We start from the raw sequence: 25,346 nt of genomic DNA, 5'->3' as shown, positions 1-25,346 counted from the left end.
GCGTAGGGGATAGTGGGGTACGTGAGTGCCGTACCCCCGCCCCGAAACGACGCCGACACACCGTCCGAGCCCGAGGCCCCCGACAGCCGAGGCGGCCGCCGCAGCGTGGCCGTCGCCCTGCTGCTCGGCGCCCTCGGCGCCACTGTCGTCCTGCTCGCCTCCGGCCGGACCTGGGCCCGGGGCACCGCCGCCATCGGCAGCGACTCGCTCCAGCTGGCCGCCGACGGGCGGGCCGTCACCGGCCTGCCCGCGGCGCTGGCCATCGTGGGCCTCGCCGCACTGGTCGCCGTCTTCGCCGTGCGCGGCCGGAGCCGGCTGCTGGTGTCGGGGCTGCTCGCGCTCAGCGGCCTGGGCGCGGCGCTGTCGGCCGCGTTCGGCGCCGACGGCCGCAGCGCCCTGGACGCGCAGGCCGCCCGTACGACCGCCGACAGCGCCGCGCACGTGGCCGGGCTGACCCAGACGACCTGGCCCTACGTGACGGCCGCCGGCGCGGTCCTGATCCTGGCGGCCGGCCTGCTGGCGCTGCGCTTCGGCCGTAGCTGGCCCTCCATGGGAGGCCGCTACGAGCGTGACGGCAGCCCGCGCGCCCGGACTGTCGCGGCGGTTGATCCGGACCGGCCGGAGGATCTGTGGAAGGCTCTGGACCGCGGCGAGGACCCGACCACCGACCCGGGCGCCGGCCGCGGCCACTGACCGGGCCGACCGACCGGGCCCGCTGACCCGACCCCCCTGGACGGCGAAGCCGTCCGGTGCGGGACAATGGTCGCCGAGCGTTCGACACAGACCGCACGTTCGACACAGCAGCGCGACAGAGCAACGAGGAGCAACTCATGGCGGGCACTAGCCACGGACACACCCCGGCCGCCTGGACCGGTGTCATCATCGCCTTCATCGGTTTCTGCATCTCCGGCGCCTTCATGGTGCTCGCGAACCCGCTCGGCTTCTGGGCCGGTCTCGTCGTCGTCGCGCTCGGCGGTGTCGTCGGCCTGGGGATGCGGGCCGCGGGCATGGGCATGCCGAAGCCCGCGCACAAGGACCTCGCCGAGGTCATCGCCGCTTCCAAGGTTCCCGCCAAGGTCTGAGCGCGCGAGCAGCGCGGTCCGTAGCGACGCAGCCGAAAGGCGCGGCCCCGCCGGGCTGCGCCTTTTGTCATGAGCGGAGAGAATCAGCAGGTGGACGCCTCTCGTACGCCCGATGCCCCGCCGTCACCGGCACCCGTGCCCGCGGAGCCGGGGCAGCCCGCCGGTCGGCCGTCCCCGTCCCGCGTCCGGCGGCTCGCCGTCCCGGTGTCCTACCTGGCCGGGGTCACCGCGGCGTTCGCCTACGTGGGCGCCGTGGACCCCAACGAGCCCGGCCACTACCCGGTGTGCCCGCTGTTCCGGCTGACGGGCGCCCTGTGTCCGGGCTGCGGCGGCCTGCGCAGCGCCCACGCCTTCGCGAACGGCGATCTGGTCACCGCGCTCGGGGCGAACGCGCTCGCGGTCGCGGGCTATTTCGTCTTCGCCGCCTTCATGGCCCTGTGGCTGGTCCGCGCGTTCCGCGGCGGGCCGACCCCGAGGATCGTGCTGCGTCCGAGGTACTGGTGGGCGCTCGGTGCGCTGGCGTTGGTTTTCGCCCTCGTTCGAAATTTCCCCTTCGGCTCCGCACTGGCGCCCTGAGCCCCCTGGGCAGGCCCGATGAAGCACGGATTCCGAATGTCCAGTTACTGGGACGACGTCAACCGGGTGCGGAGGGCAACGCCTCCTACGGATACCATTTGAATGCCGACCTTGCTTTTCTACTCGTCTGCAAGGCGGCCGACCGTCATCGACCCGGAAGGGGGCCGCTCGCGTGAGTGTGCTCGACGAGATCATCGAAGGGGTCCGCGAAGACCTTGCCGAACGGCAGGCCCGCGTGAGCCTCGACGAGCTCAAGGAGCGTGCCGCCAAGGCGCCCCAGGCCAAGGACGGCGTCGCTGCCCTGCGCGGCGACAGCGTCAAGGTGATCTGCGAGGTCAAGCGCTCCAGCCCCTCCAAGGGCGCGCTGGCCGCCATCGCCGATCCGGCCGGGCTCGCCGCTGACTACGAGGCTGGCGGTGCGGCGGTCATCTCCGTCCTCACCGAGCAGCGCCGGTTCGGCGGCTCGCTGGCCGACCTGGAGGCCGTCCGCGCCCGCGTGGACATCCCGATCCTGCGCAAGGACTTCATCGTCACGGCGTACCAGCTCTGGGAGGCCCGCGCCTACGGCGCCGACCTCGCCCTGCTGATCGTCGCGGCCCTGGAACAGGAGGCCCTCGTCTCCCTCATCGAGCGGGCCGAGTCCATCGGCCTCACCCCGCTCGTCGAGGTCCACGACGAGGAGGAAGTGGAGCGCGCGGTCGCCGCCGGTGCCAAGATCATCGGCGTCAACGCCCGCAACCTCAAGGACCTCAAGGTCGACCGCTCCACCTTCGAGCGCGTCGTCGGCGAGATCCCGGACCACATCGTCAAGATCGCCGAGTCCGGCATCCGTGGCCCGCACGACCTGATCGCCTACGCCAACGAGGGCGCCGACGCCGTCCTCGTCGGGGAGTCCCTGGTGACCGGCCGCGACCCGAAGGCGGCCGTGGCCGACCTCGTCGCCGCCGGCGCACACCCCGCCCTGCGCCACGGGCGGAGCTGACCCGCACCCATGACCCATGACCGCTCCTACGTCCGCACCCGGCCGGGCTCCCGCCCGGTCGGCGTGCCGACGGCGCACGCGCCCCTGGCGCGCGGCTGCCGCCCCCGCGGCTGCCGCGCCCCGGCCCGGCGCGTTCACGGGCGGCGGGTCCGGTACGTGATCGGCTCCGAGCCCGGCCAGGTCAACGGCATGCGATGGCGCCGCGGAGGCGCGCTGTAACGAGGGCCGCCGCGGCCCGGTACGCGAGACGTACCGCGCCGCGCGCAGCTTCCGTACGGCCTGCAGTCCCCGGCCGCCGGCTCGGGGCGCGGGCCGCCCCGCACCGTACGCACGACATCCCCCAGCGGGGTGTCCGCGGCACGGGCGGGCGGCGCAATACGGTGAATCCACCCCGCCGCATCTCGCACCCGTAGGAGCACTGGACATGTCCAGCGAGTTCTTCATTCCGGACCCGGAGGGTCACGTTCCCAACGCCGAGGGCTACTTCGGCGACTTCGGCGGCAAGTTCATCCCGGAGGCGCTCGTCGCCGCCGTGGACGAGGTCGCCGTCGAGTACGAGAAGGCCAAGGGCGACCCGTCCTTCACGGCCGAGCTCAATGACCTCATGGTCAACTACACCGGCCGCCCGAGCGCCCTCACCGAGGTGCCCCGCTTCGCCGAGCACGCCGGCGGCGCCCGGATCTTCCTCAAACGCGAGGACCTCAACCACACCGGCTCGCACAAGATCAACAACGTGCTGGGTCAGGCGCTCCTCACCAAGCGCATGGGCAAGACCCGCGTCATCGCCGAGACCGGGGCCGGGCAGCACGGCGTGGCCACCGCCACCGCCTGCGCGCTCTTCGGCCTCGACTGCACCATCTACATGGGCGAGATCGACACCCAGCGCCAGGCCCTCAACGTGGCCCGCATGCGCATGCTGGGCGCCGAGGTCATCGCCGTGAAGTCCGGCTCCCGGACGCTCAAGGACGCGATCAACGAGGCGTTCCGCGACTGGGTCGCCAACGTGGACCGGACCCACTACCTCTTCGGCACGGTCGCCGGCCCCCACCCCTTCCCGGCCATGGTCCGCGACTTCCACCGGGTCATCGGCGTCGAGGCCCGCCGCCAGATCCTGGAGCGCGCCGGCCGGCTGCCGGACGCCGTCGCGGCCTGCGTCGGCGGCGGCTCCAACGCCATCGGTCTCTTCCACGCCTTCATCCCGGACACCGGCGTCCGCCTCGTCGGCTTCGAGCCCGCCGGACACGGCGTCGAGACCGGCGAGCACGCGGCCACGCTGACCGCCGGCGAGCCCGGGATCCTGCACGGCTCCCGCTCCTACGTCCTCCAGGACGAGGAGGGCCAGATCACCGAGCCGTACTCCATCTCGGCCGGCCTGGACTACCCGGGCATCGGCCCGGAGCACTCCTACCTCAAGGACTCCGGCCGCGGCGAGTACCGCGCGGTCACCGACGACGCGGCGATGCAGGCCCTGCGCCTGCTCTCGCGCACCGAGGGGATCATCCCGGCGATCGAGTCGGCGCACGCCCTCGCGGGCGCCCTCGACCTGGGCAAGGAGCTGGGCAAGGACGGCCTGCTGGTCGTCAACCTGTCCGGTCGCGGCGACAAGGACATGGACACGGCGGCCCGCTACTTCGGGCTGTACGACGGCGAGGGGGAGAACAAGTGAGCACCGGAAACCTCCAGTTGCTGAGCGACACCCTCGTCAAGGCGAAGTCCGAGGACCGCGCGGCCCTCGTCGCCTACCTGCCGGCGGGCTTCCCGACCGTCGACGGCGCCATCGAGGCGGTCAAGGCCGTCATCGAGGGCGGCGCGGACGTGGTCGAGATCGGCCTCCCGCACAGCGACCCGGTGCTGGACGGCGCGATCATCCAGACCGCCGACGACATCGCCCTGCGCGGCGGCGTCAAGATCGCCGACGTGATCCGCACGGTCCGCGAGGCCCACGAGGCGACCGGGGCCCCGGTCCTGGTGATGACCTACTGGAACCCCATCGACCGCTACGGCGTCGAGCGGTTCACGGCCGAGCTGGCAGCGGCCGGCGGCGCCGGCTGCATCCTGCCCGACCTGCCGGTGCAGGAGTCCGCGCTGTGGCGCGAGCACGCGGAGAAGCACGGTCTGGCGACCGTCTTCGTCGTGGCTCCCAGCAGCAAGGACGCGCGCCTGGCCACCATCACGGCGGCCGGCTCCGGCTTCGTCTACGCCGCCTCCCTCATGGGGGTCACCGGCACCCGCGAGTCCGTCGGCAACCAGGCCCAGGACCTGGTCCGACGCACCCGCGCCACCACCGAGCTCCCGGTCTGCGTCGGCCTCGGCGTCTCCAACGCCGCACAGGCCGAGGAGGTCGCGGGCTTCGCCGACGGCGTCATCGTCGGCTCGGCCTTCGTGAAGCTGCTCCTGGACGCACCGGACCTGCCGGCCGGACTGGACGCCGTACGGGCACTCGCCGGCGAGCTCGCGCAAGGCGTGCGCCGGAGCTGACGCGCGTTCGACGAGAGCCACGGATGTCTGATCGGGTCCCATAGCCCGATCGGGTGGAAGTGCGGGCGGGGAGGCACGCGAGTGCCTCCCCGCTTCGTTTGGCGGAACGTGAGCGAGAAGAACGACGGTGCGAACCGCGATGCGACGAAACGATCGGCCCGGGAACGACTCCTCGTGGAGCGCGAGCGGCAGAGGACCCGGGACAAGCGCCGGCGGACCCTCGTCGTGGCGGCGGCGGTGGTCGGCGTCCTCGGCCTGGCGACCGTCGTCGGCGTGATCGCCGCCAACACCGGCAAGGAAGGCTCCGGCAAGGCGGGCCCGGTGGTCGCCCCGTCCGGCGCCACCGGGAAGGACGCCCTCGCCATCCAGGCGGGCAAGCCCGAGGCGAAGTCCTCCCTCACCGTGTGGGAGGACTTCCGCTGCCCCTCCTGCAAGTTCTTCGAGGACAACTACCGCGACGTCATCCACGACCTGGAGGCCAAGGGGCTGCTCAAGGTCGACTACCACCTGGTCACGCTCATCGACCGGAGGATGGGCGGCAGCGGCTCGCTGAAGGCGGCCAACGCGGCCGCCTGCGCGCAGGACGCCGGCAAGTTCACCGAGTACCACGACCTCCTGTTCCAGAACCAGCCGCAGGAAATCGACGACGCCTTCGGCAAGAACGCCAAGCTGCTGGAACTGGCCGGCAAGGTCGACGGGCTGGACACCCCCGAGTTCCGCGCGTGCGTCGAGGACGGCACGCACAACAGCTGGGTGGCCAAGTCGGACGCAGCCTTCACCGCCGGACAGTTCCGCGGCACCCCGACCGTGCTGCTCAACGGCAAGGACATCCTGTCCGACCAGGCCAACCAGGTGACCCCGCAGAAGCTGAAGGAACAGGTGGAAGCCGCCGCCAAGGGCTCGGGGGGCGCGGCCACCGGGGCCGGGGCCGGGGCGGGGGCCGGGAAGGCCTCACCGTCGAGCAGCGCGACCCCCGGATCCGGCGCGAAGGCCGGGGCGAAGGCATCGCCGTCGGCCTCGCGCACGGGATCGGGCGGGTCGTCCGACGGATCCTCGACCCGGTCCACCGGCGGGACCTCCAGCGGGTCCTCCAACGGCTCATCCAGCGGGTCCGCCCAGGACTGAAAGCGGCCCGTTCCAGGTCTGGATTTGGTTTCGTCTTGCCGGGCGGGTTGCGGTGCGCACCGCCCGGCAAGGTAGCGTCATGTCTGCCATGGACCTTGCTTACATCCCCAGTCCGTCGACCGGCGTGATCCATCTCGGACCGATCCCGCTCCGCGGCTACGCGTTCTGCATCATCATCGGCGTCTTCGTCGCCGTCTGGCTCGGCAACAAGCGATGGATCGCGCGCGGCGGAAAGCCGGGCACGGTCGCGGACATCGCCGTGTGGGCCGTGCCCTTCGGCCTGGTCGGTGGGCGCCTCTACCACGTGATCACCGACTACCAGCTCTACTTCGGCGCGGGCCGCAACTGGGTCGACGCCTTCAAGATCTGGGAGGGCGGACTCGGCATCTGGGGCGCCATCGCGCTCGGCGCGGTGGGTGCTTGGATCGGCTGTCGGCTGCGCGGGATCCCGCTGCCGGCCTGGGCGGACGCCCTGGCCCCCGGTATCGCGCTGGCCCAGGCCTGCGGACGCTGGGGCAACTGGTTCAACCAGGAGCTGTACGGCCGGGCCACTGACCTGCCGTGGGCGGTCGAGATCAGCGCGGGCCCGAACCGGGACGCCGGGACCTACCACCCGACCTTCCTGTACGAGTCGCTGTGGTGCGTCGGCGTCGCGTTCCTCGTGATCTGGGCCGACCGCCGCTTCAAGCTCGGCCACGGACGGGCCTTCGCCCTGTACGTCGCCGCGTACTGCGTCGGCCGCGGCTGGATCGAGTACATGCGCGTCGACGAGGCGCACCACATCCTGGGCGTCCGGCTGAACGTCTGGACCTCGATCGTCGTCTTCGTCCTGGCGGTCGTCTACCTGGTGCTGTCGGCGAAGCTGCGGCCGGGCCGCGAGTCGGTCGTCGAGCCGGACACCTCCGGCGGCGAGGACGGCGGCAAGGACGGCGACGACGCGGCTCCGGAGCCGGGGCCGAGTCCTCGGACGCCGCGTCGCCCGCGCACTGCCAAGGCCGCTGGACCCGTCCTGACGAAGGACGCCCCCGCCGGGGCCGAGACCCCGGAGGCGGGCAAGCGCTGACCTCAACGCTCCACGAAGGGGGTGCCGCGTACGACGCGGCACCCCCTTCGCGTTGCCCGCCGTTGGTTCCGGCCCGCCGTCGTTTGAGACGGGGGTCGGGAGCGGAGCCCCGGGACACGGTGCCGCGCACGGTATCGGCGGGTGCCCCGCGGAGCCCGCGCGGCCGGAGCCCCCCGGGCGGGGTCAGTGGACCGCAGTGCGCGCGGCGAGCGCAAGGGTGCGGTGCGCCGCCGCCACGACCGCCGGGTCCACGAACCGGCCGTCCGGCAGGGCCAGCGCCCCCGGGGTGGCGCGGGCCGCGCTCAGCACCTCCACGGCGGCGCTGACCTCCTCGGGCGCCGGGAGGTAGGCCCGCTCGATCACCGGGAGCTGGCGCGGATGGATCGCCGCCCGACCGAGGAAGCCCAGGGAGCGGCCGCGGGCGCACGAGACCGCCAGCGACTCCAGGTCCCGGATGTCGGGGAACACCGACTGCGCCGGGGGCGCGAGCCCCGCGGCCCGGGCCGCGACCACCACCCGGGAGCGGCACCAGTCCAGGCCCGTCTCCGCGCTGACGGCCAGGTCGGCCCGCAGGTCCGCCTCGCCGAGGGAGAGCCCGCGCAGGGCGGGGTGCGCGCGGGCGATCTCGTACGCGCGCTCCACCCCCACGGCCGATTCGAGCAGGGCGTACAGGCTCACCCCGCCGGTGCGGTCGGCGACGGCCGCGATCTGCCCGGGGGCGCTGATCTTGGGCAGCCGCAGCCCCGCGAGGCCGTGCAGCCCGCCCAGCGCATTCAGGTCGGCGCCGCCCCAGGGGGAGTCCAGTGCGTTGACGCGGACGTGGACGGGGAGCGGGGGCCGCTCGGCGAGCAGATCGGCGGTTGCGGCGCGGGCGTACTCCTTGCGCGAGGCCGGTACCGCGTCCTCCAGGTCGACGATGACGGCGTCCGCCCCGCAGCCGAGGGCCTTGGCGACCACCTCCGGGCGGTCGCCGGGCGCGTACAGCCAGGTCAGGATCACAGGGCCCCCTCGGTCCGCAGTGCGGTGATCTCGGCCCCGGTCAGCCCGAGCTCGGTCAGGACCTCGTCGGTGTCCGCGCCGTGCGGGCGGCCCGCCCAGCGGATCCCGCCGGGGGTCTCGGAGAGCCGGAAGAGGATGTTCTGCATGCGGAGCGGGCCCAACTCCGGGTCCTCGACCTCGGTGACCGAGTCGAGGGCCGCGAACTGCGGGTCGGCCAGCACGTCCCGGACGTCGTAGACCTGGGCGACGGCCGCCTCGGCGTCCTCGAACGCGGCGACCACTTCCTCCGCCTTGTGCCGGGCGATCCAGCCGCCGACGGCGTCGTCCAGGACGTCCGCGTGCCGGGCCCGCCCGGCGCTGCTCGCGAACCAGGGCTCGGCGATCAGCTCGGGCCGGCCGACCAGCCGCACGACCCGCTCGGCGATGGACTGCGCCGAAGCGGAGACCGCCAGCCAGCGCCCGTCGGCGCTGCGGTAGGTGTTGCGGGGGGCGTTGTTCGCGGAGCGGTTGCCGGTGCGCGGCTGGACGTAGCCGAGCTGGTCGTACCAGAGCGGGTGCGGGCCGAGCACGGTGAGGATCGGCTCGACGATCGCGAGGTCCACGACCTGACCGTGCCCGGTGCGGTCCCGCCCGGCGAGGGCGGTCATCACGGCGTACGCGCAGGTCAGCGCTGCGATCGAGTCAGCGAGTCCGAAGGGCGGCAGGGTCGGCGGCCCGTCCGGCTCCCCGGTGATCGCGGCGAATCCGCTCATCGCCTCGGCGAGCGTGCCGAAGCCCGGGCGGTGGGAGTACGGGCCGTGCTGGCCGAAGGCCGTGACGCGCGCCAGGACCAGGCGCGGATTGACGGCGGACAGCTCGGGCCAGCCCAGACCCCACTTCTCCAGGGTGCCGGGGCGGAAGTTCTCGACGACCACGTCGGCGGTGGCGGCGAGGCGCAGCAGGGTGTCCCGGCCGCCCGGGGTGGACAGGTCGAGGGTCATCGTCCGCTTGTTCCGGCCGAGGAGCTTCCACCACAGGCCGATCCCGTTCTTGGCGGGGCCGTGGCCGCGGGAGGGGTCGGGGCGGTCGGGGTGCTCGACCTTGACGACCTCGGCGCCGAAGTCGCCGAGCAGGGTGGCGGTCAGCGGACCCGCGAAGAGGGTGGCCAGGTCGATCACGCGGAGCCCCGTCAGAGGTCCCTGACCTGGCCGGGCGTCGGCGGGTGGGGGCTCGGCCACGGGGCGGGGGGTCGGGGCGACGGCTCGATGCGGGCCTGCGTTCTGCCGCCCCGCGTTCTGCCACCCTGCGTTCTGCCGCCCTGCGGCTTCGCCGGGGGCGGCGGCTTCGGTGGGGCCGGGCGCGCGCCGGGGCGTCTCCTCGGGTGCCGAACGGTGCCCGGGGCCGGACGGTGCGGCGGCGGTGCGGTCGGCACCCTGCGGGGATCGCCCCGACACGCTCTCGTCCCCGGGGGTCACGAGGCGGCTCCGGTCACGGACTCGCCGGCGGCGGGACGGCGGTCGTCGGCGCGGCCCACCTGACCGTGCTCCGGCTCCCGCCTGGCCAGGGCGAAGGCGTCGGTTTCGGTGCGGGTCGGCATCGAGTCCTGGGCTCCCGGGCGCTGGACGGAGAGCGCGGCCGCCGCCGAGGCCCAGCGCAGGGCCTCGGGCATCGGCCGGCGCTCGCCCAGGGCCACGGCGAGGGCGCCGACGAAGGTGTCCCCGGCGGCGGTCGTGTCCATGGCCCGCACCCGGGGCGCGGGCACCGTCAGCGGCTCCATGCCGCGGGCGGCGTACAGCGCCCCGGCCGCTCCGAGGGTGATCACCACCTCGGGTACCTCGGCCAGCAGGGCTTCGGCTGCCCGGAGCGGGTCGGTGAGTCCGGTGAGGGCGGCCGCCTCGTGTTCGTTCGGGACGAGGAGGTCGGTGGCGGCGAGCAGATCGGCGGGCAGCGGCTGCGCCGGGGCCGGGGTGAGCACCGTACGGACGCCGTGCGCGCGGGCGGCGCGGGCCCCGGCGAGGACGGCGGAGAGGGGCAGTTCGAGTTGGAGGAGCAGGGATCCGGCGGCGGCGATCCGGGCCTCGTCCCCCGGCTCGAGGCCGGTGACCGCGGCGTTCGCGCCGGCGATGACGATGATGCTGTTGCCGCCCTCGTCGTCCACCGTGATGTGGGCGGTGCCGCTGGCGCCCTCGACGGTGCGCAGGCCCGCGGTGTCGACCCGGGCCGCGGTGAGCGCGGAGCGCAGCCGTACGCCGAACTCGTCGGCCCCGACCGCGCCGATCATCACCACCTCCCCGCCGGAGCGGGCGGCGGCGACGGCCTGGTTGGCGCCCTTGCCGCCGGGGACCGTGCGGAAGGCCCGGCCGGTGACGGTCTCCCCGAGGCGGGGAGCCTTGGGGACGTAGGCGACGAGGTCCATGTTCGTACTGCCGAGCACGGCAATGGCCGTCATGAGCGTGCTGCCTCCTGTGCGGTGAGGTGGGCGAGGGTGTCGAAGCCGATGCCGTCGAAGCCGGGGACGGTGGTGGCGAGGCGGTTCTTCAAGGGTGCGGTCCAGCGGTGCGGGAGCGCGTCCGGGGAGCCGGCGAGCAGCCCGGCGAGGGCGCCGGCGGTGGCTCCGTTGGAGTCGGTGTCCCAGCCGCCGGACACGGCGCGGCAGACGGAGCGGGAGAAGTCCCCGTCGGCGTGGGTGAGGGCGGCGGCGATCAGTGCGGTGTTGGGGACGGCGTGGACCCAGTGGTAGTGCCCGTAGTGGGCGTGCAGTCGGTCGACGACGAGGTCGAAGTCCGCCTCCTGCCCGGCGGCCCGGATTCCGAAGCGGACGGCCTCGGCGAGGCGCGAACGGGGCGGTACGAAGGCCAGCCCGGTCCGCAGCGCGGTGTGCACGTCCGACCGGCCGGTGGCGGCGGTGGCGGTGGCGGCCGCGACGAAGAGGGCGGCGTAGACGCCGTTGCCGGTGTGGGTCAGGGTGGCGTCCCGGTAGGCCTGGGCCGCGGCGGCGGCCGGATCGCCCGGATTGGTCCAGCCGTGGACGTCGGCGCGGATGAGGGCGCCGATCCACTCGCGGAAGGGGTTGTGGTGGGTGGCGGTGACGGGCGGCTCCAGGCCGAGAAGGAGATTGCGGTAGGCGATGCGCTCGGCGGTGAAGGTCCGCCCGGCCGGCAGCTCGTCGAGCCACAGGCGGGCCACGTCGGCGGTGGTGAAGCCCTTGCCGTGGCGCTGGAGCAGGAGCAGCCCGAGGAGGGGGTAGTTGAGGTCGTCGTCCTCGGGCATGCCGTCGATGTTCTCGGCGAGGGAGGTGGGGGCGGAGCGGCGGTTCCAGGGGTAGGCGGCCAGGACCTCCGGCAGGACGCCGCGTTCGCTGAACCAGTCGTCCAGCGGCCAGTTGCCGGCGGCGCGGGCGAGCGCCCGGATCCCCTCCAGGGGCAGCTTCTCGACGGGCTTCCCGAGCAGGCACCCGACGGCCCGCCCGAGCCAGGCGGCTTCCAGCCGGGCCCGCAGGGTGGCGTCCGGCCCGGTCTGCGGGGTGGCCTCCGGCCCGGTCTGCGGCACGGCTCCGGGCCCCGCGCCCGGCTGCCCCGCCGCGCGGGGCGGGGCAGCCCCGAGCGCGGAGGGCCGCACGTGTTCCCGCCCTGCGGGCGGTGTCCCTGCTGCGCGGTGCGGGACGCGGCCGGGGACCGGCCCCGTGCTCGTGGGCGCCTGCTCCGGGTGGGAGCGGACGTGGCCGTAGTCGCGGCCCGCGGGCCACGGCCGCTCCGCCGCGGGGGACGGTGCCGGGGCGGGCCCCGCGGGAGGCGGTCCGGGGTCCGGGGCGGTGCCCCGGACCCCGCCGCCTGCGGCCGGGCCTGCGGGCGGAGCCGCCTTCCTGCTGCCCGGATGCGGCTCGCGGGTTCGGCCGTCGGGGCGGGCGGGTGGCCGTGCCGCCGGGTGTTCGGGATCCCGATCGGGCCGAGTGCCCGCTGTGCCGTTCGGGGCAGCTCCCGGGATGGTGGGCCGCACGTGTTCCTGCCCTACCGGCGGCGCCCCTGCTGCGCCGGGCCGAGCCGTGACGTCGGGGTCGGGCCGTGGAGCCGGGGTCGGGAGTTCGACGGGTGGCTGGGAGGCTTTCGCGGCCGGGGGCCAGGTGGCCCGGATGTCGGGCCAGGATCCGGGCTCGTCGGGTGCGGAACGGGCCGGGAGCTGCGCCAGGTCGTCGAGGAGGCGGGAGGCCAGGGCGCGCAGCTCCGGCGGGACCGGGGTGGGGGAGGCGCCGGCGCGGTCGGGGGCGGGGTGGCCGCCCGCCGCGAGCCAGGCGCGGAGGGCGGCGGCCGGGTTCCGGCCGTCCTCCGCGGCCTGGCGCAGCTCGTGCCCGACGAGGTCCTCGGGCTGGGCCCAGGTCAGCCGGAGGGCTTCGCCCACCGGGTCCGGCGCGTACGTAGGTGCGGCCGGGGCGGGCCCGGTGGCGTCCGTCACCGGTCCGCCGCGATCGCGGTGAAGGCCGCCTCGTGGGAGCGGCGGCGGGAGCGGTCGAGCGCGAAGATCTCCCGGGCCACCGCGGCCAGCGCCTCGGCCGGGGCGTGCAGGTCGAGGCGGCTGGCCTCGGCGACCTGCTTGGCCCAGGCGGCCGGGACCGCGGCCTCGCCGCCCAGGGCTCCGGCGATCGCCCCCGCCATGGTGGCGATGGAGTCGCAGTCCCGGCCGTAGTTGACCGCGCCGAGCACCGCGGTCTCGTACCGTCCGTCCGCGACGAGCAGCATCCCGAGCGCGACCGGGAGTTCCTCGATGGCATGGAGGCGGGAGGGACGGCGGGCGTCGAGCGACGGGCTTCGGTAGTCCGGCCCGACCGAGTCGTACGGGGTCACCGCCGCCCGCAGCGGGGCCAGCGCCGACTCGAAGTCCCGGTGGCCGGCGGCCACTTCGCGGACGGCCGCGATCGCGTTGCGCGTGCCGTCCTTGGCCAGGGACAGGGCGGTGTCGACCACCGAGGCGGCCGTCGCCCCGGGCACGCACGCGGCCGCCACCGCCGCCGCGAACACGCCCGCAGCCTCCCGCCCGTACGAGGACTGGTGCGCACCGGCGACGTCCAGCGCCTCCGCGTACGCGCCCGCCGGATTGCCCGCGTTGGCGATCCCCACCGGGGCCATGTACATCGCCGCACCGCAGTTGACGATGTTGCCGCTGCCGGCCTCGCGGGGGTCGGCGTGCGCGTAGTGCAGCCGGGTCACGATCCACTTCTCGGCGAGGAAGATCCGCTGCAACGGCAGGGCCTCTGCCTCCAGTTCCGGGATCCAGCGGGGCGTGGACATCAGGTCGGGGACCAGGTGCTCGGCGATCGCGTAGGCGTCGAGGTGGTCCCGTACGGCCTCGTAGACCCGTACCAGCGCGTGCGTCATCAGGGTGTCGTCCGTGACGTGCCCGTCGCCCTTGTGGTACGGGGCGATGGGGCGGGCCGTGCGCCAGTCCTTGTACCAGGGGCCGACGATGCCGTGCACGCGACCGCCGTGCCGTTCCACGATCTGGTCCGGGGTCCAGCCCTCCACCGGGCCGCCGAGCGCATCGCCGACGGCGGCTCCGACGAGGGCGCCGCGGGCCCGGTCCTCCAACGTGAGCGTCATGTCCGAATCATCCCTTGGGTGAGGTGAGTTCCGTGGCCGCGAGGAGCGCGGCGAGTTCCACGAGGTCGGTGCCGGCGAGGCGGGGGAGGGCGCAGCCGGAGAGGGTGCGGCAGGCTTCGCGCCAGGCGGCGGGGATCGAGTCGCCGCCGCCGAGGACGCCGGTCAGCGCGCCGGCCAGGGCGGGGGCGGAGTCCGCGACGCGGGACAGGCAGGCGGCGGCCGGGACGGCCTCGGTCATCCTGCCGCGGGCGGCCGTGGCGAGGGCGAGGGCCACGGGGACGGTCTCGGCGGCGGCGATCCCGTAGCTGTAGACGTGGTCGACGATCTCGTGTTCGAGGGTGGGGACGATGCCGAAGGCGCCGCCGTCCTTGTGGGTACGGGCGAGGCGGACGGCGTGCCGGGCGTTGCGGCCGATCTCGGTGGCCGCGGGGAGCTGGGCGAGGGCGGCGTCCACGGCGGCGTCCACGGCGTCGGCGGCGTCGGCGGCGTCGGCGGCGGAGGGGGTGGTGAGGGCGGTGGCGATGGCGGCGGCCATGGCGCGGGCGCCGTGCACCCCGTCGCCGTCCTGGGTGTAGCGGGCGTCGAACTCGGCGAGGTCGGCGGCGGCGCGGGCGTCGCCGGGATGCACGACGGCGAGGACGCAGGCGCGGACGCAGGCGGCGTCGTCGAAGTAGTGCGGGTTGTCGTGGCCGGTGGCGGGCGGGCGCAGGCCGGTGGCGAGGTTGCCGAGGCCGGCGCGGACGGAGATCCGGGCGCGGAGGGGGAGGACGGCGGACTCGACCTCGGGCGCGCGTTCCGCTGCCGCGGCGACTTCGGAGGCCAGGGCGTTCCACGCGAGGTCGATGGCGGCGCGCATGCGACGGGACCGGGAGAGGTCACTGAGGAGGACGCCGGCGGCGGTGAGCACGGACTCGGCGACGAACGCAGCCCATTCGGCGTCGTCGGAGGGCCCGAGGCGAAGGGGTTCGGGGGGCTGGTTGAGGGCGATGGGGACGGGGAGGGTGGTGGTGGCGTTCTGCTCGGCGAAGGTGTCGAGTTCGCGGGTCAGGCGGCGGGTCCACTCGGGCATCCGGCTGGCGCGGTGGCGGGCGGCGGGCCACCCGGCCGCGTCGCCGGCGGCGAGCCCGAGGAGGAGCCCCTCGATCGGCCGCACCCCTGCCGGTTCCCCTGCGGGGGGCTCGGCGGGTCGTTCCGGGGTCCGGACCCCGGTCCCGGCCGGGGCCCTCTGCCCGGCCCGGACCACGATCCGGGACCCCGTCCCGGGGTGGGGTGCGAGGACGCTCCCCACCCCGCCGCCCTCCGCACCCGGGGGCAGCACCCCGGGCCGCTGCTCGGCCGGAGCCGGCCCGGCCCCCGTGACCAGCCGCATCGCGGGCAGCACCCGAGCCGACGCTCCGACCGGGGCCCGATCGTTCGGGGGCCGGCCTACCGGCTCGGCCGGGGCCGGGGCCGTACCGGGGGGCAGGTGCTCCAGCTCCCGGTCGGTCGGGGCCGTACCCGGGGCCGGGCAGCCGGGCTCCGGCGCGCGTGGGGCCGCACCCGGGGGCGGGCTCTCGGGGCCCCGGTCCGCCGGGGGTGGCGCCAGCGTTTGGTCGTCCGGCGAGGGGGTCATCGGACGGCCTCGCATTCCGGGGTGAGGAGGTCCGCGATGTCCAGGACGTGGTAGCCCCGCATCGAGGGGAGGCAGCTGCCGCGTACCGGGCCGATGGCCGAGGACCAGGCGGCGGGGATCGCACCGGCGCCCGACAGCGCGCCGGCCAGGGCGCCCGCCACCGCCGCGGTGGTGTCGGCGTCGCGGCCCATGTTCACGGCGGTGAGGACGGAGGACGGGAAGTCGCCCCGGCAGGCGGCGAAGGCCCCGAAGGCCAGGCCCACCGCCTCCGGGGCCAGGTCGGTCCACGGGTAGCCGCCGATGACCACCGCCGAGCGCACCGCCCGTTCGCCGCGCGGGGCGGCGGTGACCGCCCGGCGCAGGGAGCGGGCCGTCCAGGAGTCGGACGGGATGACGGACAGGGCCGCGGAGATCGCCGAGGCGGGGGAGCCGCCGGCCATGGCGGCGGCCACGCCCGCCGCGACCGCCTGGCCGCCGTAGATGCCCTCCCCGTCGTGGCTGACCGAGCCGTCGACGGCGACGAGCCGGGCCGCTTCCGCGGGCCGGCCCGCGGCGAAGACGCCGAACGGCGCGGCCCGCATGGCCAGGCCGTCCGACCACGCGTGCCGGTGTTGGGCGGAGATGGGTGCGGCCAGGCCCCGCCGGAGGTTCTCCAAGGTGCCGCGCTCGGAGAACCCGGCGCCCCGGAAGGGGCCTTCGTCGAGGTCGGCGATCCAGTGGTGCCAGGCCCGCTCCACGTGGGAGACGGTGAGCGCCGAGCCGTGCCGGGCCAGCAACAGCCCCGAGAAGATCGCGTACTCGGTGTCGTCCGTGCCCGCCGGGTCCTCCGACACGAAACCTTCGATGCGGCCCCATTTCGCCCGGATCTGCGAAGGCTTCATGTTCTCCGCGGGGGCGCCCAGCGCGTCACCCACGGCGAGTCCGAGAAGAGCGCCCCTGGCCCGTTCGAGGAGGACCTGCGGATTGCATGCAATCAGCTTCATCGGCTCCATGGCGCGCCTCTCCCACATCGGATGGGGCTCATCATGAGCCCTTGGGGGATTTGTGCCATGGCATGTGGTTTGTCGCCCACCGCGAAACACCCCGCGAACACCCCCGTCACCCGGTCGCCGACCCGCAAAAGCCCAGGTAAGTACGGCCTTCCTTGCTGGCGGGCGGCAGAAATCGTGCGTAGTTTCGAGGTGTTCAGGGGGAGCGGGGCGCGTTGTGGCGTCCGTTCGCAGATTTGGGGAGATTCCACGCATGTCCATCATCGACATCGAAGCACCGCTGCACACCGCGCACCGCGACAACCACACCCACCGCGACGTCAACGGTGGATGGCTGAGGCCGGCCGTCTTCGGCGCCATGGACGGACTCGTCTCGAACCTCGCCCTGATGACCGGTGTGGCCGGCGGCGCCGTCGCCCCGCAGACCGTCGTCATCACCGGGCTGGCGGGTCTCGCGGCCGGCGCCTTCTCGATGGCGGCCGGCGAATACACCTCCGTCGCCTCGCAGCGCGAACTGGTCCTCGCCGAACTGGACGTGGAGCGCCAGCAGTTGCGCAGGCACCCGGTCGACGAGATGGAGGAGCTCGCCGAGCTCTACGTCTCCCGCGGCGTCGAGCCGCCGCTCGCCCGCGAGGTCGCCATGCAGCTGTCGCGCGATCCCGAGCAGGCGCTGGAGATCCACGCCCGCGAGGAGCTCGGGATCGACCCCGACGACCTGCCCTCGCCGCTGGTCGCGGCGGTCTCGTCGTTCGGTTCCTTCGCGCTGGGCGCGCTGCTCCCCGTCCTGCCGTACCTGCTCGGCGCCACGACCCTGTGGCCCGCGGTGCTGCTCGCGCTGGTCGGTCTCTTCGCCTGCGGCGCGGTCGTCTCCCGGGTCACCGCCCGGTCCTGGTGGTACAGCGGCGTCCGTCAGCTGGCCCTGGGTGGCGCGGCCGCGGGTGTGACGTACATCCTGGGAACCTGGATCGGTGGAGCCGTAGGCTGACCGCGGCTGGAGTGAGACACTATGCAGTACCCAACATAAGTAGTTCATTACCCGGCGGTTTCAATTCCGTGTCCGCCGGGAATCAGACCAGGACTCCGGGCAACGATGCCCGTCCTGCATCCGGACCTCCGCCCCGCGAAGAACCCTTGGCGCGCCGCGGAAGTCCGCTCTTTCTGCCTCGTGCAGTGTCCGCATGCTGGAATGACGTATCCGCTTCTCGGGATTGTCGTCATCATGTAATCTGCACGAAATTTCGCAGAGGGCCAACGTCGTCCCTCGGCTATGCACATATGCCACGACGACGACGGGAGAGCCGATGCGTTCCGCATCCACGCACTCCGCGACCGGCTCCAGCACCACCGCCTGGTCGCCCATGGACGGTCGCCCCGCCCAGCAGGGCATGTACGACCCGCGCAACGAGAAGGACGCCTGTGGCGTCGGATTCGTGGCGAACCTCACCGGCGAGGCCACCCACACGCTCGTTGAGCAGGCCCTGACCGTATTGCGGAACCTCGAGCACCGTGGCGCGACCGGCTCCGAGCCGGACTCGGGCGACGGCGCCGGAATCCTCAGCCAGGTCCCCGACGCGTTCCTGCGCGAGGTGGCCGGCTTCGAGCTCCCCGAGGCCGGTGGCTACGCCGTCGGCATCGCCTTCCTCCCCGCCGACGGCACCGCACAGGCCGCCGCCGTGGAGCAGATCGAGGCCATCGCCGCCGAGGAGAACCTCACGGTCCTCGGCTGGCGCGGGGTCCCGGTCACCCCGGACCTGCTCGGCAACGGCGCCCGCGCCACCATGCCGGCCTTCCGCCAGCTCTTCGTCAGCAACGGGACGACCGGCATCGAGCTGGACCGCAAGGCGTTCGTGCTGCGCAAGCGCGCCGAGCGCGAGGCCGGCGTCTACTTCCCGTCGCTGTCCGCCCGCACCATCGTCTACAAGGGCATGCTGACCACCGGCCAGCTGGAGCCCTTCTTCCCGGACCTCTCCGACCGCCGCTTCGCCTCGGCCGTCGCCCTGGTCCACTCGCGCTTCTCCACGAACACCTTCCCGTCGTGGCCGCTCGCCCACCCGTACCGCTTCGTCGCGCACAACGGCGAGATCAACACGGTCAAGGGCAACCGCAACTGGATGAAGGCCCGCGAGTCCCAGCTGGCCTCCGAGGCCTTCGGCGACGGCGTGCTCGACCGGATCTTCCCGATCTGCACCCCGGACGCCTCCGACTCGGCCTCCTTCGACGAGGTCCTGGAGCTGCTCCACCTCGGCGGCCGTTCCCTCCCGCACAGCGTGCTGATGATGATCCCGGAGGCGTGGGAGAACCACACCTCCATGGACCCGGCCCGCCGCGCGTTCTACCAGTACCACTCCACGATGATGGAGCCCTGGGACGGCCCGGCCTGCGTCACCTTCACCGACGGCACCCAGGTCGGCGCGGTCCTCGACCGCAACGGTCTGCGCCCCGGCCGCTACTGGGTCACCGACGACGGCCTCGTCGTCCTCGGCTCCGAGGTCGGCGTGCTCGACATCGACCCGGCCAAGGTCGTCCGCAAGGGCCGCCTGCAGCCCGGCAAGATGTTCCTCGTCGACACCGCCCAGAAGCGGATCATCGAGGACGACGAGATCAAGAACGAGCTGGCCGCCGCCGCCCCCTACGCGGAGTGGCTGGAGACCGGCGAGATCGAACTGTCGGACCTGCCCGAGCGCGAGCACATCGTGCACACCCACGCCTCGGTCACCCGCCGCCAGCAGACCTTCGGCTACACCGAGGAAGAGCTGCGCGTCATCCTCGCGCCCATGGCCCGCACCGGCGGCGAGCCGCTCGGCTCCATGGGCACGGACTCCCCGATCGCGGCCCTGTCCGAGCGCCCGCGGCTGCTCTTCGACTACTTCACCCAGCTGTTCGCGCAGGTCACCAACCCGCCGCTGGACGCCATCCGCGAGGAGCTCGTCACCTCGCTGCTGTCCTCGATCGGCCCGCAGTCCAACCTGCTGGAGCCGACCGCCGCGTCCTGCCGCAGCGTCACCCTGACGTTCCCGGTGATCGACAACGACGAGCTGGCCAAGCTCATCCACATCAACGCCGACGGCGACATGCCCGGCATGAAGGCCGCCACGCTCTCCGGCCTCTACCGGGTCTCCGGCGGCGGCGAGGCCCTGGCCGCCCGCATCGAGGAGATCCGCGCCGAGGCCGACGCGGCCATCGCCAACGGCGCCCGCCTCATCGTCCTCTCGGACCGCCACTCGGACGCCGAGCACGCGCCGATCCCGTCGCTGCTGCTCACCTCCGCCGTGCACCACCACCTCATCGCCACCAAGCAGCGCACCCAGGTGGGTCTGCTGGTCGAGGCCGGTGACGTCCGCGAGGTCCACCACGTCGCCCTGCTCATCGGCTACGGCGCCGCCGCCGTCAACCCGTACCTGGCCATGGAGTCCGTCGAGGACCTGCTGCGCGCCGGTACCTTCCTGTCCGGCCTGGAGCCGGAGCTGGCCATCAAGAACCTGATCTACGCGCTCGGCAAGGGCGTCCTGAAGGTCATGTCCAAGATGGGCATCTCCACCGTCGCCTCCTACCGCGGCGCCCAGGTCTTCGAGGCCGTCGGCCTGAACGACGCCTTCGTCGAGACCTACTTCAACGGCACCGCCACCAAGATCGGCGGCGCCGGCCTGGACGTCATCGCCAAGGAGGTGGCCGCGCGCCACGCCAAGGCGTACCCCGCCTCCGGCATCGCGGCCACGCACCGCGCGCTGGAGATCGGCGGCGAGTACCAGTGGCGCCGCGAGGGCGAGCCGCACCTGTTCGACCCGGAGACGGTCTTCCGCCTCCAGCACGCCACCCGCAACCGCCGGTACGACATCTTCAAGCAGTACACGGCACGGGTGAACGAGCAGTCCGAGCGCCTGATGACGCTCCGCGGCCTGTTCGGCTTCACCTCCGAGCGCGAAGCCATCTCCATCGACGAGGTCGAGTCGGTCGAGGACATCGTCAAGCGCTTCTCCACCGGCGCCATGTCGTACGGCTCCATCTCCAAGGAGGCGCACGAGACCCTCGCCATCGCCATGAACCAGCTGGGCGCCAAGTCCAACACCGGTGAGGGCGGCGAGGACCCGGACCGCCTGTACGACCCGGCGCGCCGCTCGTCCATCAAGCAGGTCGCCTCCGGCCGCTTCGGTGTCACGAGCGAGTACCTGGTCAACGCGGACGACATCCAGATCAAGATGGCGCAGGGCGCCAAGCCCGGCGAGGGCGGCCAGCTGCCCGGCCACAAGGTGTACCCGTGGGTCGCCAAGACCCGCCACTCCACCCCGGGCGTCGGCCTGATCTCCCCGCCGCCGCACCACGACATCTACTCCATCGAGGACCTGGCCCAGCTGATCCACGACCTCAAGAACGCCAACCCGGTCGCCCGCATCCACGTGAAGCTGGTCTCCGAGGTCGGCGTGGGCACGGTCGCCGCCGGTGTCTCCAAGGCCCACGCGGACGTCGTCCTCATCTCCGGCCACGACGGCGGAACGGGCGCCTCCCCGCTCACCTCGCTCAAGCACGCGGGCGGCCCCTGGGAGCTCGGCCTCGCCGAGACCCAGCAGACCCTGCTGCTCAACGGGCTGCGCGACCGGATCGTCGTCCAGACCGACGGCCAGCTCAAGACCGGCCGCGACGTGGTCATCGCCGCGCTGCTCGGCGCCGAGGAGTTCGGTTTCGCGACCGCGCCGCTCGTCGTCTCCGGCTGCGTCATGATGCGCGTCTGCCACCTGGACACCTGCCCGGTCGGCATCGCCACCCAGAACCCGGTCCTGCGCGACCGCTTCTCCGGCAAGCCCGAGTTCGTCGTCAACTTCTTCGAGTACATCGCGGAGGAGGTGCGCGAGATCCTCGCCGAGCTGGGCTTCCGCACGATCGAGGAGGCCGTCGGCCACGCCGAGGTCCTCGACACCACCCAGGCCGTCACGCACTGGAAGGCGCAGGGTCTCGACCTGGAGCCGCTCTTCTACGTGCCGGAGCTGCCCGAGGGCGCGGTCCGCCACGCCCTGATCGAGCAGGACCACGGTCTGGAGAAGGCCCTCGACAACGAGCTGATCGAGCTCGCCGCCGACGCGCTGAACGCCGAGACCGCCGAGGCGGCCCAGCCGGTCCGCGCCCGGGTCGCGATCCGCAACATCAACCGGACCGTCGGCACCATGCTCGGCCACCACGTCACCAAGAAGTTCGGTGGCGCGGGCCTGCCCGACAACACCATCGACCTGACGTTCACCGGCAGCGCCGGCCAGTCCTTCGGCGCCTTCGTGCCGAAGGGCGTGACCCTCCGCCTGGAGGGCGACGCCAACGACTACGTCGGCAAGGGCCTCTCCGGCGGCCGCATCGTGGTCCGCCCGGACCGCGGCGCCGACCACCTCGCCGAGTACTCCACGATCGCGGGCAACACGATCGGCTACGGAGCCACCGGCGGCGAGATGTTCCTGCGCGGCCGCACCGGCGAGCGCTTCTGCGTCCGCAACTCCGGCGCGCTGGTCGTCTCGGAGGGCGTGGGCGACCACGGCTGCGAGTACATGACCGGCGGCCGGGCGGTCGTCCTGGGCGAGACGGGCCGCAACTTCGCGGCCGGCATGTCGGGCGGCGTCGCGTACGTCATCGACCTCGACCCGCACAACGTCAACGTCGGCAACGCGGGCGCGGTCGAGACCGTCCTGTCCGACACCGACAAGCAGTGGCTGCACGATGTGGTGCGCCGCCACGAGGAGGAGACCGGCTCGACCGTGGCCGCGAAGCTCCTGGCTGACTGGTCCGTCGCGGTGGACCGCTTCAGCAAGATCATCCCCACCACGTACAAGGCAGTGCTCGCCGCCAAGGACGCCGCTGAGCTCGCCGGACTCTCGGAATCCGAGACCACGGAGAAGATGATGGAGGCGGCGACCCATGGCTGACCCGAAGGGCTTCCTCACCACCCCGCGCGAGACCGCCTGTACCCGTCCCGTCGCCGATCGGCTGAAGGACTGGAACGAGGTCTACGTCCCGGGCTCGCTGCTGCCGATCATCAGCAAGCAGGCCGGCCGCTGCATGGACTGCGGCATCCCGTTCTGCCACAACGGGTGCCCGCTCGGGAACCTGATCCCGGAGTGGAACGACTTCTCGTACCGCGAGGACTGGACCGCCGCCTCCGAGCGCCTGCACGCGACGAACAACTTCCCGGAGTTCACCGGGCGGCTGTGCCCGGCCCCCTGCGAGTCGGCGTGCGTGCTCGGCATCAACCAGCCCGCCGTGACCATCAAGAACGTCGAAGTCTCGATCATCGACAAGGCGTGGGACAACGGCGACGTCACCCCGCAGGCGCCGGACCGGCTGTCCGGCAAGACGGCCGCCGTCATCGGCTCGGGCCCGGCCGGTCTCGCCGCCGCCCAGCAGCTGACCCGGGCCGGCCACACCGTGGTCGTGTACGAGCGCGCGGACCGCATCGGCGGCCTGCTGCGCTACGGCATCCCCGAGTTCAAGATGGAGAAGGTGCACATCAACCGCCGCATCGAGCAGATGCGCGCGGAGGGCACCAAGTTCCGCACCGGCATCGAGGTCGGCCGCGACATCACCGCCACCGACCTGCGCAAGCGGTTCGACGCGGTGGTCATCGCGGCGGGCGCGACCGTCTCCCGCGACCTGCCGGTCCCGGGCCGCGAGCTGAACGGCATCCACTTCGCGATGGAGTACCTGCCGCTCGCCAACAAGGTCCAGGAGGGCGACTTCATGGCGCCCCCCATCACGGCCGAGGGCAAGCACGTGATCGTCATCGGCGGCGGCGACACCGGCGCGGACTGCGTGGGCACCGCCCACCGCCAGGGCGCGGCCTCGGTCACGCAGCTGGAGATCATGCCCAAGCCGGGCGAGGACCGCAACGCGAACCAGCCCTGGCCGACCTTCCCGATGCTCTACAAGGTCACCTCGGCCCACGAGGAGGGCGGCGAGCGGGTCTACTCCGTCTCCACCACCCACTTCGAGGGCGACGAGGACGGCAACGTCCAGGCCCTCCACCTGGTCGAGGTCGCCTTCGAGGACGGCAAGCTCGTCCAGAAGCCCGGCACCGAGCGCGTTCTCCCCGCGCAGCTGGTCACCCTGGCGATGGGCTTCACGGGCACCGACCAGGCGAACGGCCTCACCCAGCAGTTCGGCCTGGAGATGGACGCCCGCGGCAACATCGACCGCGACGCCTCCTACGCGACCAACGTGGACGGCGTCTTCGTCGCCGGCGACGCGGGCCGCGGCCAGTCGCTCATCGTCTGGGCCATCGCGGAGGGCCGCTCGGCCGCCCGCGGCGTGGACCGCTTCCTGACCGGCAGCAGCGCCCTCCCGTACCCGGTCAAGCCGACGGACCGCTCGCTGACCGTCTGACCGCAGCAGTCCCCCTCCCCTTCGGGGGAGGGACCCCTCATACGGTCCGCACAATGACGTGCGGAACTCCCGACACCGCGCCCGCCACGTCCCCGACCAGGGGTGGCGGGCGCTGTGGCGTGTTCGGGGTCAGGTTTCGTGTGTGAACTCGTACCGAAGCTCATAGAGGTGGCCGGCCTTGACCATGACAGTGACTTCGACAGGCCGGTCGCCTTCGCCGTAGACGGTGCGGAGGGTACGCAGCACCGGCAGCTCACCGGGGAGGCGCAGGGCCGTGTACTGCTCCTGCGTCGCCACGCGGGCGGAGACCCGGTCCACGCTGTGGCGCGGCGGGAAGCCGAGTGCGGTCAGCAGGGTCGGTGTGCCACCCCGGATCCGACGCGGCTCGGCAAGTGCCGTGGCGCGCGCGATGCCCAGGGGGTAGTACGAGGCGACCAGCTCGGCCGGTTCACCGTCGATGGTGATCAGCTGTCGGCGGCGGACGGCCGTCTCCCCGCTCGGCAGGCCGAGGGCTTCGGCCACGTCGCCGGTGACCGGCACTTCCTCGACGGACAGCAGGACACTGCGCACGGAGGAGCGACGGTTCGTGACGTTCGCGAGCCACGGGTACGCCTCCCCGGAGCCCGCCGGAGTGAGGGATTCGGCCGGGCGGACGGTCCGCTGCCGGTTCGCCCGTACCGTCACTGCGGCTCCAGCCCGCCCGACCGCCAGTCCCTCGTCCTTGAGCAGCTGCACGGCCTTCTGGATGGTGGCATTGGAGGCGTCGAAGCGCTCCTTCAGCCGCGCGGTCGAGGGGAGCTTGGCACCCGCCGCCAGCTCGCCGCTCAGGATCTCCTCACGAAGATCGGCGGCGATGCGAGCATGCAGCGGCCGTGGGTCGGGTCCGTCGGCTTCGTGGCTGGGCAAGGTCATCCGATCGTGATCTCGTACCGAAGGCGCTGGCGGCCGGCGGGCATGATCATGATGTCCGCCTGGATGGCCCGATCCGTCGAGTCGTAAGTGGTACGGGCGAGTTGCAGAACCGGCTCCGTAGGGGCGAGGTCGAGCTGTGCGCACTCATGGGCGTCCGGCAGTCGTGCCGTCACGTCTTCGACGACGCGTACGCCGACGTGCCCCAGCGCGGCCAGCAGGGTGACGGCACCGCCGCGGATCTTTGCCGTGCCGGCGAGAGCGGTACCGGTGGCGATGTCCGGAGGGTAGTAGGTGTCCGTCAGCTCGGTTGCTTCGCCGTCGAGTTCGATGACCCTTCGACGCGTCACCACCGTGCTCCCGGCGGACAGGCCGAGCATCAGGGCTACGGCGTCGGGAGACGTCACCTCTCCCGCGTGCAGGACGCGCTGACCGCCCCGTCGGTCGGCTTCCCCGGCCTCGCCCGTCCAGGCGTCCGTCGCGCCGGTCGGGCGGGCCGTCAGGTACGGCATCGACCTGCTGGTCCACTTGCTGCCGCTCACAGTGCCTCCCACGCCTGAAGTCCGCTCCGTCGCTTCCACGTTATGCGACGGAGCCCGGAGCCCCCA

General features: G+C 73.3%; 19 protein-coding genes and 2 pseudogenes. 12 read left to right on the top strand and 9 right to left on the bottom strand.

Annotated elements, in window-relative coordinates; translation table 11 throughout:
• Window positions 1-12: 12 nt before the first annotated feature.
• The 9 genes and pseudogenes from ACIQK6_RS14425 to lgt all read left to right on the top strand — a co-directional run bounded on the left by ACIQK6_RS14425 (window position 13) and on the right by lgt (window position 7,306).
• Window positions 13-693: a TIGR02234 family membrane protein gene (locus tag ACIQK6_RS14425; protein WP_329102968.1), complete on the top strand. Its 681-nt coding sequence runs from the start codon at window positions 13-15 to the stop codon at window positions 691-693.
• Between the two features lie 137 nt (window positions 694-830).
• The gene (locus tag ACIQK6_RS14420; RefSeq protein WP_329102970.1) at window positions 831-1,082 is read left to right on the top strand and encodes an HGxxPAAW family protein; all 252 of its coding nucleotides are present in this window, start codon (window positions 831-833) and stop codon (window positions 1,080-1,082) included.
• A 69-nt stretch (window positions 1,083-1,151) separates the two neighbouring features.
• A complete protein-coding gene (locus tag ACIQK6_RS14415) occupies window positions 1,152-1,658 on the top strand; it encodes a DUF2752 domain-containing protein (protein ID WP_329102973.1) in 507 nt (168 codons plus the stop codon).
• Window positions 1,659-1,830: 172 nt separating this feature from the next.
• Entirely contained in the window at window positions 1,831-2,640 is an 810-nt protein-coding gene (gene trpC, locus ACIQK6_RS14410) for an indole-3-glycerol phosphate synthase TrpC (RefSeq protein WP_109782100.1), read from the top strand.
• Window positions 2,641-2,649: 9 nt separating this feature from the next.
• Window positions 2,650-2,859, top strand: a complete 210-nt coding sequence (trpM, locus tag ACIQK6_RS14405) for a tryptophan biosynthesis modulator TrpM (protein ID WP_329102975.1) — start codon at window positions 2,650-2,652, stop codon at window positions 2,857-2,859.
• Window positions 2,860-3,064: 205 nt separating this feature from the next.
• Window positions 3,065-4,306, top strand: coding sequence for a tryptophan synthase subunit beta (gene trpB / locus ACIQK6_RS14400; protein ID WP_329102977.1), 1,242 nt, complete (start codon window positions 3,065-3,067; stop codon window positions 4,304-4,306).
• Window positions 4,303-5,118 (top strand): tryptophan synthase subunit alpha, encoded by an 816-nt coding sequence (gene trpA, locus ACIQK6_RS14395; RefSeq protein ID WP_402694892.1) that lies wholly within the window; start codon window positions 4,303-4,305, stop codon window positions 5,116-5,118. The genes trpB and trpA overlap by 4 nt, the downstream gene beginning before the upstream one ends.
• Window positions 5,119-5,226: 108 nt before the next feature.
• A pseudogene (locus ACIQK6_RS14390) lies at window positions 5,227-6,018 on the top strand (DsbA family protein); the annotation flags it as partial.
• Between the two features lie 313 nt (window positions 6,019-6,331).
• Complete coding sequence (gene lgt, locus ACIQK6_RS14385; protein ID WP_329108026.1) at window positions 6,332-7,306, top strand: prolipoprotein diacylglyceryl transferase; 975 nt, start codon at window positions 6,332-6,334, stop codon at window positions 7,304-7,306.
• Between the two features lie 183 nt (window positions 7,307-7,489).
• Here lgt and ACIQK6_RS14380 read toward each other — a convergent pair whose 3' ends face one another.
• The 7 genes and pseudogenes from ACIQK6_RS14380 to ACIQK6_RS14350 all read right to left on the bottom strand — a co-directional run bounded on the left by ACIQK6_RS14380 (window position 7,490) and on the right by ACIQK6_RS14350 (window position 16,470).
• On the bottom strand, window positions 7,490-8,305 hold the full coding sequence (locus ACIQK6_RS14380; protein ID WP_329102982.1) for a CoA ester lyase: 816 nt from the start codon (window positions 8,303-8,305) through the stop codon (window positions 7,490-7,492).
• Window positions 8,302-9,522, bottom strand: coding sequence for a CoA transferase (locus tag ACIQK6_RS14375; protein WP_329108028.1), 1,221 nt, complete (start codon window positions 9,520-9,522; stop codon window positions 8,302-8,304). The genes ACIQK6_RS14380 and ACIQK6_RS14375 overlap by 4 nt, the downstream gene beginning before the upstream one ends.
• Before the next feature lie 233 nt (window positions 9,523-9,755).
• A complete protein-coding gene (gene rbsK / locus ACIQK6_RS14370; RefSeq protein ID WP_329102984.1) occupies window positions 9,756-10,733 on the bottom strand; it encodes a ribokinase in 978 nt (325 codons plus the stop codon).
• A pseudogene (locus tag ACIQK6_RS14365) lies at window positions 10,730-11,779 on the bottom strand (ADP-ribosylglycohydrolase family protein); the annotation flags it as partial. The pseudogene ACIQK6_RS14365 and the gene rbsK, both read right to left, overlap by 4 nt.
• A 950-nt stretch (window positions 11,780-12,729) precedes the next feature.
• The gene (locus ACIQK6_RS14360; protein ID WP_329102988.1) at window positions 12,730-13,875 is read right to left on the bottom strand and encodes an ADP-ribosylglycohydrolase family protein; all 1,146 of its coding nucleotides are present in this window, start codon (window positions 13,873-13,875) and stop codon (window positions 12,730-12,732) included.
• A 7-nt stretch (window positions 13,876-13,882) separates the two neighbouring features.
• Window positions 13,883-15,487, bottom strand: coding sequence for an ADP-ribosylglycohydrolase family protein (locus ACIQK6_RS14355; RefSeq protein WP_402694891.1), 1,605 nt, complete (start codon window positions 15,485-15,487; stop codon window positions 13,883-13,885).
• Entirely contained in the window at window positions 15,484-16,470 is a 987-nt protein-coding gene (locus ACIQK6_RS14350; protein ID WP_329102990.1) for an ADP-ribosylglycohydrolase family protein, read from the bottom strand. Before ACIQK6_RS14350 ends, ACIQK6_RS14355 begins: the two co-directional genes overlap by 4 nt.
• A 259-nt stretch (window positions 16,471-16,729) precedes the next feature.
• On the opposite strand from ACIQK6_RS14350, the gene ACIQK6_RS14345 reads away from it, so the two are divergent.
• The 3 genes from ACIQK6_RS14345 to ACIQK6_RS14335 all read left to right on the top strand — a co-directional run bounded on the left by ACIQK6_RS14345 (window position 16,730) and on the right by ACIQK6_RS14335 (window position 23,829).
• On the top strand, window positions 16,730-17,461 hold the full coding sequence (locus tag ACIQK6_RS14345; protein ID WP_329102992.1) for a VIT1/CCC1 transporter family protein: 732 nt from the start codon (window positions 16,730-16,732) through the stop codon (window positions 17,459-17,461).
• 373 nt (window positions 17,462-17,834) lie between these two features.
• Window positions 17,835-22,376 carry a glutamate synthase large subunit gene (gene gltB, locus ACIQK6_RS14340; RefSeq protein ID WP_329108032.1) on the top strand — a complete coding sequence of 1,514 codons (4,542 nt, stop codon included), beginning with the start codon at window positions 17,835-17,837 and terminating at the stop codon, window positions 22,374-22,376.
• Window positions 22,369-23,829, top strand: a complete 1,461-nt coding sequence (locus ACIQK6_RS14335; RefSeq protein ID WP_329102994.1) for a glutamate synthase subunit beta — start codon at window positions 22,369-22,371, stop codon at window positions 23,827-23,829. Before gltB ends, ACIQK6_RS14335 begins: the two co-directional genes overlap by 8 nt.
• 129 nt (window positions 23,830-23,958) lie before the next feature.
• On the opposite strand, the gene ACIQK6_RS14330 is transcribed toward ACIQK6_RS14335, so the two are convergent.
• Together ACIQK6_RS14330 and ACIQK6_RS14325 are read right to left on the bottom strand one after the other, a co-directional pair.
• Window positions 23,959-24,741: a GntR family transcriptional regulator gene (locus ACIQK6_RS14330; RefSeq protein WP_402694890.1), complete on the bottom strand. Its 783-nt coding sequence runs from the start codon at window positions 24,739-24,741 to the stop codon at window positions 23,959-23,961.
• A complete protein-coding gene (locus ACIQK6_RS14325; RefSeq protein ID WP_329102998.1) occupies window positions 24,738-25,280 on the bottom strand; it encodes a UTRA domain-containing protein in 543 nt (180 codons plus the stop codon). The genes ACIQK6_RS14330 and ACIQK6_RS14325 overlap by 4 nt, the downstream gene beginning before the upstream one ends.
• Window positions 25,281-25,346: the final 66 nt, after the last annotated feature.

Origin of the sequence: Streptomyces sp. NPDC091682 (assembly GCF_044756625.1) — a bacterium.
GTDB lineage: Bacteria > Actinomycetota > Actinomycetes > Streptomycetales > Streptomycetaceae > Streptomyces.
This window is presented reverse-complemented; position numbering and strand designations above follow the sequence as displayed.